General features: G+C 71.9%; 8 protein-coding genes and 1 pseudogene. 6 read left to right on the top strand and 3 right to left on the bottom strand.

From position 1 onward, the window contains the following. Nucleotides 1-128 precede the first annotated feature (128 nt). Nucleotides 129-1,901 (top strand): annotated as a pseudogene (locus NLX86_RS10730) (DUF4153 domain-containing protein); the annotation flags it as partial. Nucleotides 1,902-2,035: 134 nt separating this feature from the next. Here the strand turns inward: NLX86_RS10730 and NLX86_RS10725 are convergent. Beyond that, nucleotides 2,036-3,589 carry an MFS transporter gene (locus NLX86_RS10725; RefSeq protein ID WP_254371397.1) on the bottom strand — a complete coding sequence of 518 codons (1,554 nt, stop codon included), beginning with the start codon at nt 3,587-3,589 and terminating at the stop codon, nt 2,036-2,038. Between the two features lie 115 nt (nt 3,590-3,704). On the opposite strand from NLX86_RS10725, the gene NLX86_RS10720 reads away from it, so the two are divergent. From NLX86_RS10720 to NLX86_RS10710, 3 genes are read left to right on the top strand one after another with little or no spacing between them, the layout of a single operon-like run. Next, nucleotides 3,705-4,328, top strand: a complete 624-nt coding sequence (locus tag NLX86_RS10720; protein WP_254371396.1) for a TetR/AcrR family transcriptional regulator — start codon at nt 3,705-3,707, stop codon at nt 4,326-4,328. 49 nt (nt 4,329-4,377) lie between these two features. After that, nucleotides 4,378-5,079, top strand: a complete 702-nt coding sequence (locus tag NLX86_RS10715; RefSeq protein WP_254371395.1) for a ribonuclease HII — start codon at nt 4,378-4,380, stop codon at nt 5,077-5,079. Nucleotides 5,080-5,139: 60 nt separating this feature from the next. Then, entirely contained in the window at nt 5,140-5,775 is a 636-nt protein-coding gene (locus NLX86_RS10710; RefSeq protein ID WP_254371394.1) for a hypothetical protein, read from the top strand. 82 nt (nt 5,776-5,857) lie between these two features. Here NLX86_RS10710 and NLX86_RS10705 read toward each other — a convergent pair whose 3' ends face one another. Further along, nucleotides 5,858-6,487, bottom strand: a complete 630-nt coding sequence (locus NLX86_RS10705) for a hypothetical protein (RefSeq protein ID WP_254371393.1) — start codon at nt 6,485-6,487, stop codon at nt 5,858-5,860. A 217-nt stretch (nt 6,488-6,704) separates the two neighbouring features. Continuing rightward, the gene (locus tag NLX86_RS10700) at nt 6,705-8,867 is read right to left on the bottom strand and encodes a RecQ family ATP-dependent DNA helicase (RefSeq protein ID WP_254371392.1); all 2,163 of its coding nucleotides are present in this window, start codon (nt 8,865-8,867) and stop codon (nt 6,705-6,707) included. Nucleotides 8,868-8,976: 109 nt separating this feature from the next. On the opposite strand from NLX86_RS10700, the gene NLX86_RS10695 reads away from it, so the two are divergent. Together NLX86_RS10695 and NLX86_RS10690 are read left to right on the top strand one after the other, a co-directional pair. Continuing rightward, nucleotides 8,977-10,251 (top strand): DUF4192 domain-containing protein, encoded by a 1,275-nt coding sequence (locus NLX86_RS10695; RefSeq protein ID WP_254371391.1) that lies wholly within the window; start codon nt 8,977-8,979, stop codon nt 10,249-10,251. Between the two features lie 239 nt (nt 10,252-10,490). Next, nucleotides 10,491-12,422, top strand: a complete 1,932-nt coding sequence (locus NLX86_RS10690) for a glycogen debranching N-terminal domain-containing protein (protein WP_374213862.1) — start codon at nt 10,491-10,493, stop codon at nt 12,420-12,422. Nucleotides 12,423-12,479: the final 57 nt, after the last annotated feature.

Raw genomic sequence — 12,479 nt, 5'->3', positions numbered from 1 at the left:
GGTCCTGCCACCCCCCCGGCCCGGAACGGGAGGCTCCGCGTCGGCCGGTTTAGCCTGTCGGCCACGCCGCCTCGTTGATCTTGACGGCGGTTGCCGACGCGACACCGGGTCGTACGCCTGCCTCGCTGATGAGCGGGACCCGGTCGGGAGGGGGTCCCGTGTCCGAACCACCGTCCACACCACCCGCAACATCTGCCCCTGGCGATGAACCGCAGGACGCGGTACCAACGCAGAGGCCAGCACCGCCAGACGCAGCGCCGCCACAAGCGACCGGCCCGGAGCCGGCGCCGGGGGTTGCGCACGGGCCCACGTCCGGATCTGCTGGGCCGGGGCCGGCCGAGGCCGCGGTGCGGGTGGTGCCGTACTCTCCGCCGCGTCAGCAGGTGGCCTGGCAGCCTCCGCGGACCGAGCCGCCCGAGTGGCTCGCCGCCGTGAGTGCCGCCGATCCGGTCGCGATCCGGCCGGCCACTTTGTGGTCGGTCCTCGCCACCGCCCTGCGTTGCTGCTGGGCGACGGCATGGGGATCAGTCTCCTGCTCGCGGCTCTGCCGGCCGCGCTGGCCGCCTTCTTCGCGGCGCAGGCCGCCGGCCGCAGGCTGCGTCCGTGGACCGCCGTCTGGGCACTCGGCGGGCTCGCCCTGCTCTCTGTGCCCGCTCTGCGCGACGCCGGCTGGCCGGTATTCCTCGCCGTCGTCGCGGCGCTGGCGTGCGGTTCCCTGGCCCTGACCGGCAGCCGCACCTGGCTGGGTGTCCTGATCTTCCCGTTCGGCGTCCTCGGATCTCTGGGTTCCGGTATGGCCTGGGCCTGGCAGGGGCTGCGTGACCGCGCGGACGGCTCGAAGGACCGCTGGGGGCCGATCGTCCGTACGACCGCGGTGGCCGCCGTTCTGCTGATCGTCTTCGGCGCGCTGTTCGCGGGCGCCGATGCCGCCTTCGCCGACCTGCTCGGCGGACTGGCTCCCGAAGTCTCGGTCCAGGACGGTCCCTGGCGGTTCCTCCTGTTTCTTCTCGGCCTGCTCGGCGCCCTCGCCGCAGCGCACACCGCCGCCGCGCCGCTGCGCTGGGACCGGATCCGGGTCAAGCCGGGACGGGCCCGCGGGCGGGTGGAGTGGGCACTTCCGCTGATCACGCTCAATGTGCTGTTCGCGGCCTTCATCGCCGTCCAGCTGACCGCCCTCTTCGGCGGATACGACAACGTGCTCAGCCAGACGGGTCTGACTTACGCCGAATACGCGCGCCAGGGCTTCTGGCAGCTCCTGCGACACTGCTCACCCTGGCCGTCATCGCGGGTGCCCTGCGCTGGGCGCCGCGCGGCGGACCGCGCGACCGCGCGACCGCACGCTGGTGCGGTCGGTGCTGGGCGTGCTCGGTCTGCTCACTCTCGTGGTCGTCGCCTCCGCACTGCGCCGCATGGACCTGTACGTCGATGAGTACGGGCTGACCCGGCTTCGGGTATCGGTCGCCGCGATGGAGATGTGGCTGGGGCTGGTCGTCGTCCTGATCATGGCGGCCGGTGTCGGTGGCGGAGCCGCTGACCGACCGCGTGGCGTTGGCCGACCGCCCCGCGCCGTCGCGGCGAGCGGCGCCGCCGCCGTGCTCGCCTTCGGCCTGCTCTCCCCGGACGCCCTGGTCGCCGAGCAGAACGTCGCACGCTACGAGCGCTACGTGGCCGCCAACGAGCACACGCAGGACGGCCAGGACCGGCCCCAGGACCACGAGGGCATCGATCTGGCGTATCTCCAGGACCTCTCCGCGGATGCCGCGCCCGCCCTCGACAAGCTGCCAGAGCCGCTGCGCTCCTGTGCCCTGCGCGGGATCAACGACGCGCTGGCCGATGACGGGGACGAGGCTTGGTACGCCACCAGCCTGGGCGAGTACCGAGCCCGGGTCATCCTCAACGAGCGGCCCCTGAAACAGACTGGGAAACCTGCCGCCAGCTGGGCACGTTCCGCGATTCGAGCGATGCGTACTGACGCCACCCGTAGCCACTGCGTTCGCGGCCGGGGCCGTCCCGACGGACCCCGGCCGCCGCAGCGTTACGCCATGGGCCCCGCGTCGGCCGCCGCGCCGTTCAGCGCCGCCAGGTCGCTCTTGCGCACCCGTATCACCAGCAGTGCGGTCAGCAGGGCGAGTGCCACCATGCCCACGCCCGCAATGAACGCCGTCGATATGCCTTCCGTCAGCACTTCGTGCCCCCAAGGCGCCGGAAGCTCCTTGGTCTTGGCGAACTCCACCTGCTGCTCCGGAGTGGCCTGCGCCATGAAAGCCGGAACTTGTCGCTCGGCTTCGTTCCTGCCGGCCGTCCCGAAGACGGTGACCAGGATCGAGAGACCGAGCGAGCCGCCGACCTGCTGGGTCGCGTTGAGCAGCCCGGAAGCGGCGCCCGCCTCGTGCTGCGCCACTCCCGATACGGCGGTCAGCGTGAGCGTGACGAAGTTCAGGCCCATGCCGAAGCCGAACAGCACCATCGGCCCCAGCACCCCGCCCACGTACGAACTGCCGTCGTCGATGAGCGTCAGCCACGCCAGCCCCAGGCCCGTCAGCGCCGAACCGGTCACCATGAACGGCTTCGGCCCGAGCACCGGCAGGAAGCGCTGCGACAGCCCGGCGCCGGTCACGATCGCGACCGTCACCGGCAGGAAGGCGAGACCCGCCTGGATGGGTGTGTAGCCCAGCACGTTCTGCACGAACAGCACGATGAAGAAGAACATGCCGAACATCGCGGCCGCGAGGCTCAGCATGATCACGTACGTCCCCGAGCGATTGCGGTCGGCGAACATCCTCAGCGGGGTGATCGGCTCCCGCGCCCGCGACTCGATGAGCGCGAAGGCCACCAACAGCACGACTGCCGCACCGAACGAGACCAGGGTGAGCGTGTCCCGCCAGCCCTCCTCCGACGCACGGATGAATCCGTACACCAGCGAGGCCATGCCCCCCGTGGAGGTCAACGCGCCGGCGATGTCGAACCGACCGGGATGACGCTCGGACTCGCTGATGTAGAGCGGCGTGAGCACCGCTATCAGAATGCCTATCGGTACGTTCACGAAGAGCACCCAGCGCCAGTCGAGCCACTCGGTGAGCATCCCGCCCGCGAGCAGTCCGATCGCGCCTCCGCCCGCCGAGACTGCGGCGAACACGCCGAACGCGCGGTTCCGTTCGGGGCCTTCGGGGAACGTGGTCGTGATCAGTGCCAGCGAGGTCGGGGAGGCGATGGCGCCGCCGACGCCCTGCAGAGCCCGGGCCGCGAGCAATTGCCAGGGCTCCTGCGCGAATCCACCGAGCAGCGAAGCCAGTGTGAAGAGAAGGATGCCGGTCAGGAAGACCCGGCGGCGCCCCAGAATGTCGCCGGCCCGGCCGCCGAGGAGCAACAGCCCGCCGAACGTGAGGGTGTAGGCGCTCAGGACCCAGGACAGATCGGTGGTGGAGAAGCTGAGCGCGTCCTGGATGTGCGGGAGTGCGATGTTCACAATCGTCGCGTCGAGGACCACCATGAGTTGGCAGGCGGCGATGACGGTAAGCGCGACTCCGGGACGCCCCTCCCGGCGGGCCGCGCCCGGCTTGCTTGGTGTCGCTAGTTGAGAGGTTGTCACTATGGTTCCCCCACAAGTGAGTTAGTGAACGATGACGTTCACTGTCGACTACGGTAGTGAGTCCCCGTTAGTGAACGCAAGCGTTCACTAAAGTTCCCCCCCGATGGAGATACAGATGGCTGCTTCGCGCTGGTCAACTGCTCATGCCCAGCCGGTCTCCCTGCGCCGCCGTGGTCCCGTACTGGAGTGCGCCATCCTCGACGCCGCGCTCGAGCAGCTGAGCACGGTCGGCTGGAACGGTCTGACGATGGAGGGGGTCGCCGCCGGCGCGCAGACCGGCAAGGCCGCCGTCTACCGCCGCTGGCCCTCGAAGGAGGACCTCGTCGCCGACGCGCTGGAGGCCGGCCTGCCGCAACTCGACGAGGCGCCCGACTGCGGGTCGCTCCGCGAGGACCTCTATCAGTTGTGCCGGGCGGTGCGTGACGCGATGTACTCGCGATCCGGTTTCGCGCTCCGCGCGGTGCTTCACGAATGCGACAGCGGGAGCGCCGAGCGGTTCCACGGGCTGATCGTCAGGGGCGTGATCGAACCGTCCAGCGGTCTCTTCCGGGAGGTGGTGCGGCGCGGCATGGAGCGGGGTGACGTCCGTCCCGACGCCACCGGTGACCTGATCTTCGACGTCATCCCCGCGATGATGATGTACCGCTCCAAGGTGTGCGGCAGCGAATGGGGCGACACCGACATTGCCGAGATGATCGATCACGTGATGGTGCCGCTGCTCCGCTCACGAGCCGACTGACGCCCGGGGTGTCGCGGCCGGCCCAGGGCGGCGTAACCTTGCTGGCGCCATGCCCTACGAAGCACCCACCCACACCGTCGAGCGCTCCCTCCGCGCCACCACCGGAGCCAAGATCATTGCCGGGGTCGACGAGGTCGGGCGAGGGGCCTGGGCCGGTCCGGTCACCGTCTGCGCCGCGATCACTGGCCTGCGTCGGCCGCCCGAGGGGCTCACCGATTCCAAACTCATCAGTCCGAAGCGGCGCGACGAGATGGCCGTGCTTCTGGAGCAGTGGGTCACCGCACATGCGCTGGGCCACGCCTCCCCGGAGGAGATCGACGAACTCGGGATGACCGCAGCCCTGCGGCTGGCCGCGGTACGGGCGCTGGACGCACTGCCGGTGCGGCCGGACGCGGTGATCCTCGACGGCAAGCACGACTACCTGGGCGGGCCCTGGCGGGTCCGTACGGTCATCAAGGGCGACCAGTCCTGCGTGGCCGTCGCCGCCGCCTCCGTGATAGCGAAGGTCCGCCGCGACAAAATGATGGCCGAACTGGGTACCGACCATGCAGACTTCGCCTTCGCGGCCAACGCAGGCTATCCCTCGCCGGTGCACCGGGCCGCGCTGGAGGAGTGGGGGCCCACCCCGTACCACCGGCTCTCGTGGGCCTATCTCGACGCACTGCCCCAGTGGCGGCACCTCAAGAAGGTCCGCTTGGGTGCGGAAGCATGCGAACTGGAAATCGGGGGCCAACTCGGCTTCGACTTCTGATCGCACTTGTGTACCCACCCGCCGATACGCCTCGTACCGGCGTTTGATAGACATCCACCCATGCCTCCCATCCCCGAGGAGCCTCAGATTCACGAGAGTGCCCAGGGTCCCCGCGTCACGCCGGCCGCAAGCCGTACCGCGCCGACCCCTCGCCCCGTACCTGGTCCGCGTCCGGTCGCCGTACCGCGCCCCGGACGCCCCGGTCCCGCCAGGCCTGCACCGCCCGCGCAGCGCACGCCGCGCGAGCCGGTGAGGCCCGGCCCCGCCGCTGTGCCGACCGCGTCGGCCGCCCCGGCCGCGCCCGCCGTGCCGCAGATCCAGCTGATCTCGGCCCCTGCGGACGGCGCGCTCGACGCTGCCGAGGAAGCCGTCGACCTGCTGCTCGACTCCGGTCGCGCGCCGAGCGACATCCTGGTGCTGACCACCGGCGAGCCGCACCCGTGGGCAGCGCACGAGCTGACCTTCGGCGAGGGCGCCTACTGGGCCCAGCACGACGCCCGTGACGATGTCTTCTACGCCGATGCAGCCGTCGCCGGCCGCGCCGCCTCCCGCCCCGTGGTGGTCTTCGCCGCCAACGGCGGCCTCGACGAGGAGGCCGCTCGCGCGCTGCCCGTCGCCCTGGGACGCGCCGGGGCACTGCTGATCGTCTGCGGCGACCCGAAGCAGATCAACGCGGTGCTCGGCGCGGGCGTCTGACGCCTGCCCGTCCTGGCGGAGCCTGCGCCGCCCGGTGGCCCTTCACTGCTGCGAGGGCGGCCGGGCGGTGATTCGCCGCGGGTCAGCGGGCTGCCGTACGCCGCAGCGCCTCGGCCGAACCGCCGCCGGTACGCACCGGGGCGGGGTCTGCCTTCCCTCCCGTATCCGCGAGCCGGCCGGGCCGTGACTCGGAGCTCGGGTGCCGGCCACCGCGGCCCTCGCCGAGTACCTGCCAGCCGCCGCGCGTGAGTGTGATGTACGCGCCGCAGCGCAGCCCATGCAGGGTGCAGGCGTCGCGCAGCCCCCACATCCATGCGCCGTCCTCCTCGGTCCAGCGCTCGTCCCCGTCGCGGCAGTAGAGCAGAACGGCTGTCCGCACGGGCGTGCGGCGGCGCAGATCGTGTGGAATGACCCGGCGGAGCTGGGCGAGCAGCGAGTTGCGGAACTCCCAGCCGTCGGCCGCGGCCGAGCGCCGGGTGAACGAGGCGCTTGCCGCGAGCCGTTCCTCCGGTCCGAGGACGGCGATCACAGCGGTCGAGGGCATCGGACGGTGCCGGGCGTGGAGGCCGCTGACGACCTCCCGAGGATTGCGCAGCAACGGAATCCCCGCGGCGGCCCATTCGGCGGGCTCGAGCATCCGGCCGAGGCGGTTGGCGGCATCGGCGGACGCGGGCATCGACGCTGCTGCGGACGGAGCGAATCCGAAGGTCACGGTCCTCCCTTCGGCTACACGCCCACAATGCGGGCAGGGTTGGGTGAGGGCGCACCGCGGCACAGCCCTGGCGGACCGGGAGCGGGCCGTGCCGGGAGCGCTTCCAATTCTTGCGGGCCGGTCAGTCTGCGGCAACGAGCAATTGGGACGACCGACCGGATTCAGTCGGTATGCCGTTCATATCCTTGCCCCGCTGCGCCACTGACGACTCATCCCGCTATCCCTGAACGGCGAGGACCAGCGGAAACACCTCCTGCGCACCGGCTTTGCGCAGCAACCGCGCCGCCACGGCGAGCGTCCAGCCGCTCTCCGAGAGGTCGTCGACCAGCAGAACCGGACCGCCGGCGGCGGCGACCGCATCGGACAGTGCGGGAGGCACCGTGAGTGCCTGGTGCAGCGCCCGCACCCGCTGGGCGCTGTTGGACGCCGGGATACGGCCCTCCGGTGCCCCAGGGGCGTACTCCACGGAACCGAGCAGCGGCATCCGGCCGATGGCGGCGATCCGCTCGCCCAGGGAGCCGATCAACTCGGGCCTGCTGCGCGATGCAACGGTGACGACCCCCACCGGCCGTGCGGGTGCGCCCTCCGCTCCGGACGCCCAGCCTCCCGGTCCCTTCGCCCAGTCGGCGAGCACGCTCACGACGGCCTGCGCGACATCGTCCGGAACCGGCCTGTCCGGGGACTGCGGAGCGAGCAGCGGGCGCAGCCGGTTCCCCCACCCGATGTCGGAGAGCCGTCCCAGAGCCCGCCCGGGAGAGGCCAACTCGCTTACGGAAATCCGGCCCTTGAGATCCACCCCGACCGAAGCGAGACCGGTCGGCCACATCCGCCGGGGCTCCAGCTCCACACCCGGCCTGCCGAGCTCCCCGCGCGCGGTGTCCAGGGCCGCCGTGGACACCGCGTCGGTGAACCGGGCCCCCGCGCAGTTGTCACAGCGTCCGCAGGGCGCTGCCTCCTCGTCGTCGAGCTGACGGCGCAGGAACTCCATCCGGCAACCCGTCTCCGACGCGTAGTCACGCATCGCCTGCTGCTCGGCCGACCGTTGTCGCGCGACCCACGCATAGCGCTCGGCGTCGTACGCCCAGGGCTCTCCCGTGGACGTCCAGCCGCCTTTCACCCGATGTACCGCGCCGTCCACGTCCAGGACCTTGAGCATCGTCTCCAGCCTCGTGCGCCGCAGTTCCACCAGTGGTTCGAGGGCAGGCAGCGAGAGCGGCTTTCCGGCCTGCGCGAGCACATCGAGGGTGCGCCGCACCAGCTGCTCCGGCGGAAAGGCGACCGAGGCGAAGTACTTCCAGATCGCCTCGTCCTCCTGCCCCGGCAGCAGCAGCACTTCCGCGTGCTCCACGCCGCGTCCGGCACGGCCGACCTGCTGGTAGTAGGCGATCGGAGAGGAGGGAGATCCGAGATGCACCACGAATCCGAGATCGGGCTTGTCGAAACCCATGCCCAGGGCGGATGTGGCGACCAGCGCCTTGACCCGGTTCGCCAGCAGATCTTCCTCTGCCTGCTGTCTCTCCGCGTTCTCCGTCCGGCCCGTGTACGAGGCGACGGTGTGCCCACACTGGCGCAAATACGCGGTGACCTCCTCGGCCGCGGCCACCGTGAGGGTGTAGATGATCCCGGACCCCGGCAGCTCGGTGAGATGGTCGGCGAGCCAGGCCAGCCGGTGGGCGGCGTCCGGGAGGCGCAGGACAGCCAGACTCAGGCTCTCCCGGTCCAGCGGGCCGCGCAGCACCAGGGCGTCTGTGCCCGCCCCCGTACCGAGCTGCTCCGCGACATCGGCGGTCACGCGGGCGTTCGCGGTCGCGGTGGTGGCGAGCACGGGGACGCCGGGCGGGAGATCGGCCAGCATCGTGCGCAGCCGCCGGTAGTCGGGTCGGAAGTCGTGGCCCCAGTCGGAGATGCAGTGCGCCTCGTCGACCACCAGCAGGCCGGTGGCCGCAGCCAGTTTCGGCAGCACCTGATCACGGAACTCGGGATTGTTCAGCCGCTCGGGGCTGACCAGCAGGACATCCACGTCGCCCGCGGCGACCTCGGCCTGGATAGTCTCCCAATCCTCCGGATTGGAGGAGTTGATGGTCCGGGCCCGGATGCCGGCTCGTGCGGCGGCCTCGACCTGGTTGCGCATGAGCGCAAGCAGAGGCGAGACGATCACCGTCGGGCCGCTGCCGCGCTTGCGCAGCAGCGAGGTGGCGACGAAGTACACCGCAGATTTGCCCCAGCCGGTGCGCTGGACGACGAGGGCCCGGCGCTTGTCCGCGACGAGCGCCTCAATCGCCCGCCACTGGTCCTCGCGCAGCCGGGCGCCGCCGGTGGCGTCACCGACGAGGCGGGCGAGAACCGAATCGGCCGAGGACCTGAGGTCTGCGTTGCTCATGCCCCCATGCAACCTGATGGCTCTGACATTGCCCAATGCGGGCGCCGGCCTGTGGATAACTTTATCCACAGGGGTCGCGCGGTGAGGGCTGCCGCGGGACCGTCGTGCCATGACCAAGCACCAAGAATCCACCGGGCCGTCCTCCGAGCAGCAGATCACCCTGCGCAGCCCGGCCGAACTCGCCGATGCCCTGCCGTACTTGATGGGCTTCCACCCGACCGAATCAATCGTCATGGTCGCGCTGCACGGGAGTCGTGGCCGCTTCGGCGGACGGCTGCGGCTCGGCATCCCCCGCGCGCCGGGGGAGTGGGCGCAGACCGCGGAACAGCTCGCCGACTGCCTGGTGACCGGCAGCGAACGCCGTGGTGCGCGCCCCGAAGGCATCATCGTCTTCCTCTGCCTGGACCCGGCGGAGGGCGAAACCGGGCAGCAGGTGATGGAGCGGCTGCGGCCCCTCGCTCAGCGGCTGCGCACCGCATGCGGCGCGCTGGAGGTGCCGGTGCTCGAGGCGCTGTGCATCTCCGACGGACGCTACTGGTCCTTCTGCTGTCCCGATACGCGGTGCTGTCCGCCCGAGGGAAGCGCGCTGGCCCTCCCCGGGACGTCCGTCATGGCGGCGGCGGCCACTTACGCGGGAGTGCAGGTGCGGGGTTCGCTGAAGGAGATGGAGGCGCGCCTGGCGCCGTGGGGCGGCCCTGCTGCGGTGGAACAGGAGCTCGCCCTGGACGCCGCAGGGGCCGCGCTGGTGCCCAGGATCCTGGGCGGGGCGGACCGCGAGCAGGTCGGCTCCGAAACCCTCGGGCTGGCGCGGGCGCTGATGACGAGGTTCGAAGGGGCGCCGGCACCGGTGTCCGGACCGGAAGCGGATCGGTGGGACGACGGGTTGCTCACCCATGACGAGGCCGCGACGGTCATCCTCGGCCTTCAGGACCGGGTGACCCGCGACATCGCCGCGGAATGGATGGAGGGCCCCGAGGCGCAGCCGGCGCTGCGGCTCTGGCGGGCACTGGCGCGCCGCTGTGTCGGTCCGTACGCGGAACATGGCGCGCCGCCGCTCACCCTGGCCGGTTGGGTCGCCTGGTCGACCGGCGACGAACCGGGCGCGCGGGTCACCCTCGGCGTGGCACTGCGCGTCGACTCCGAGTACCACTTTGCCCAGCTACTGCACCATGCCTGCAACGAAGGCCTGGACCCGGAGGCCCTGCGCCGCTGCCTGCGGAGCGAGCGGGACCAGCGGGAGACCCCGGCTCACGCCAAGTCGGCGAGGAGGCGCCCACCGGTCCCCAAGAGCCCGGCCAGGCTCAGGACCCGTCCCGGAGGTGTGGCGCCGCAGGCCCGTGCGCGCCGCCGGACGGGGCAGCGCGGGGTCAGGAGCGAGCAGTGAGGTCGCGTACGCCGGGCCGGCGGGCCCGCCACACTGCGGCCGTGACCAGCTCACCGGCCTCGCCGTTCAGCTGTGTGGTGGAAGGGGGCGACCCGCGCCGCCGACCGGTGAAACCGTCCGCAGTGCAGACAAGGCGACCCATGGCCCACCTCGTTCCCTCCGCCCGCCGTTCAGCCGCAGGACACACTCCCGTACCGGCCGGGAAGCCGCCGGCACCCGGGCGGCGCCGTCCCGGGGAGCTGCCGCCGGTGCACGCCTCCCTCATCTGTGTCGCTGTGCCGTTCCTCGCGATCTCCGCGGAACACGGCCAGCTGACGGGAGAGGGCCTGGAGGGCGTCTACCGGTCCGGCCGTCGGCTGCTCTCCCGCTGCCGTCTGCTGGTGGCGGGCCGCGAACCGGTAGCCGTGCAGGGCAGACAAGTCTCCGCCGACCGTGCCCGATTCGTCTCCATCGTGCGCACGGCGTCCGACGGCGGACCCGACCCCGACATCAGCGTGGAACGGCTTCGGTACGCGGACGGCACGGAGCGGATCACCCTGCGCAGCGCCGCGGGCCGCCATCTGCGCCTGCCGGTGGAGATCTCACTGGGCACCGATCTCGCGGAGCTGAGCGCGATCGCCGCAGGCCGGTCCGGCCCTGAACTGCCCGCATCCGTCCATGCCGCCGGCCTGCGCTGGACGTCCGCGGGGGCGCAGGCCGTAATCACCGCGGACCCGCCTCCCGACGACGCCCTGGCCTCTGCCGGGCTGCTGCGCTGGGAGCTGGAGCTTGCTCCCGGAGCGAGCCGGACCATCGAGCTGCGGACCGGCCGGGACCGGTCGGCCAGGACTTCGGGCGGCCCCGCGACCGTCCTGGCACCCGCCCGGGCAGAGGCGGACGACCCCCGCGCAGAGGCACTCTTCGGCACCAGCCTCGACGACCTGCGCGCGCTACTGCTCCGGGCCCCCGCCCATCCCTGCGACGCGTATCTGGCGGCCGGAGCGCCGTGGCGGTGTGGCCTCGCGCCCGCCGAAGCGCTGTGGGCGGCGCGGATGGCACTGCCGCTCGGCACCCGGCTGGCCGCGGACACCCTGCGTACGCTCGCCCGCACCCAACTGACCGGATCCGGACGGGATTCCGGGCGCATCCCCGGCCCGCTGAGAGCAGCGGGACCGCATCTCCCGCCGAGCTGTACGGGCATGGAGGCGACCCTCGCGTTCCCCGTTGTGCTCGCCGAGGCCAGGCGCTGGGGGTTGCCGGAGCGGGACGTTGAGGAACTGCTCCCGGCCGCCGAGCGCTGCCTTGGCTGGCTGCGCTCCGCGGCCGGGGACGGTGCACTCCTCCCGGAACCGCTCCCGGCCGGCCCGCGGCGGTGCGAGACCCAGGCCCATGCCCACCGGGCCGCACTGCTCGGCGCCGAGCTTCTCGCGGAGTGCGGCCGGGTGGGTGCCGACGGTCTGCGCGAATGGGCGGGAGCGCTGCGCCGGCGGTTCCGGGAGGCGTTCTGGTTCGAGGACCGGGCGGGCGGACGACCGGCCGCCGCGCTCAGCCCAGACGGCCGGCCGATGCCCTGCCTCGGCAGCGGAGCGGTACACCTGCTGGACACCGGCCTGCTCGGATCAGGACGGCTCGCCGCCGGCCTGCTGGACGGGGCGCAGACCGAGCAGCTGGCCAGGCTGCTCGGCAGTCCTGCGATGGATTCCGGGTGGGGGCTGCGCAGCCTGGGCAGCAGGGAGCCCGGCTACAACCCCTTCGGTCACCGCGGCGGCGCGGTGCGTGTGCACGAGACGGCTGTTGCCGTCGCAGGACTCGCGGCCGCCGGCTACGAGAAGGAGGCGTGCGCCCTGCTGAGGGGCGTGCTGGACGCCGCCGAGACCTTCGGCCATCGGCTCCCTGAGATGTACGCGGGAGAGCAGCGCACGGCCGGCGGCGCCCCACTGCCGCACCCGGCGGCCTGCCGCCCGGCTGCGGTCTCCGCAGCCGCCGGGATCCATCTGCTCGCCACGCTGGCCGGCATCCGCCCCGACGCACCGGCGGGGACGGTCGCGTTCACTCCGGTGCGCAGTGCCCCGCTCGGGGCTCTGCAGCTGTCCGAACTGAGGGTCGCGGGAGAGCCCTTCGCCGTACGCGTCAGCAGGCTCGGGCTCGTGATGGTCGAGGAGGCAGCCGATGGGCTTCAGCTCGGGGTGTGAAGCGGTGCGACGGGGAGTGAAGCGGATCGCCAAACGACTGTTTATCGTCAGGCAGAC

Source organism: Streptomyces sp. A3M-1-3, from assembly GCF_024213665.1.
Classification (GTDB): Bacteria; Actinomycetota; Actinomycetes; order Streptomycetales; family Streptomycetaceae; genus Streptomyces.
This window is presented reverse-complemented; position numbering and strand designations above follow the sequence as displayed.

Bases quoted from the DNA above. Each gene is read 5' to 3' on its own strand.
- NLX86_RS10695 (WP_254371391.1), top strand. From the start codon at position 8,977: ATGACCAAGCACCAAGAATCCACCGGGCCGTCCTCCGAGCAGCAGATC.
- NLX86_RS10720 (WP_254371396.1), top strand. From the start codon at position 3,705: ATGGCTGCTTCGCGCTGGTCAACTGCTCATGCCCAGCCGGTCTCCCTG.
- NLX86_RS10710 (WP_254371394.1), top strand. From the start codon at position 5,140: ATGCCTCCCATCCCCGAGGAGCCTCAGATTCACGAGAGTGCCCAGGGT.
- NLX86_RS10715 (WP_254371395.1), top strand. From the start codon at position 4,378: ATGCCCTACGAAGCACCCACCCACACCGTCGAGCGCTCCCTCCGCGCC.
- NLX86_RS10700 (WP_254371392.1), bottom strand. From the start codon at position 8,867: ATGAGCAACGCAGACCTCAGGTCCTCGGCCGATTCGGTTCTCGCCCGC.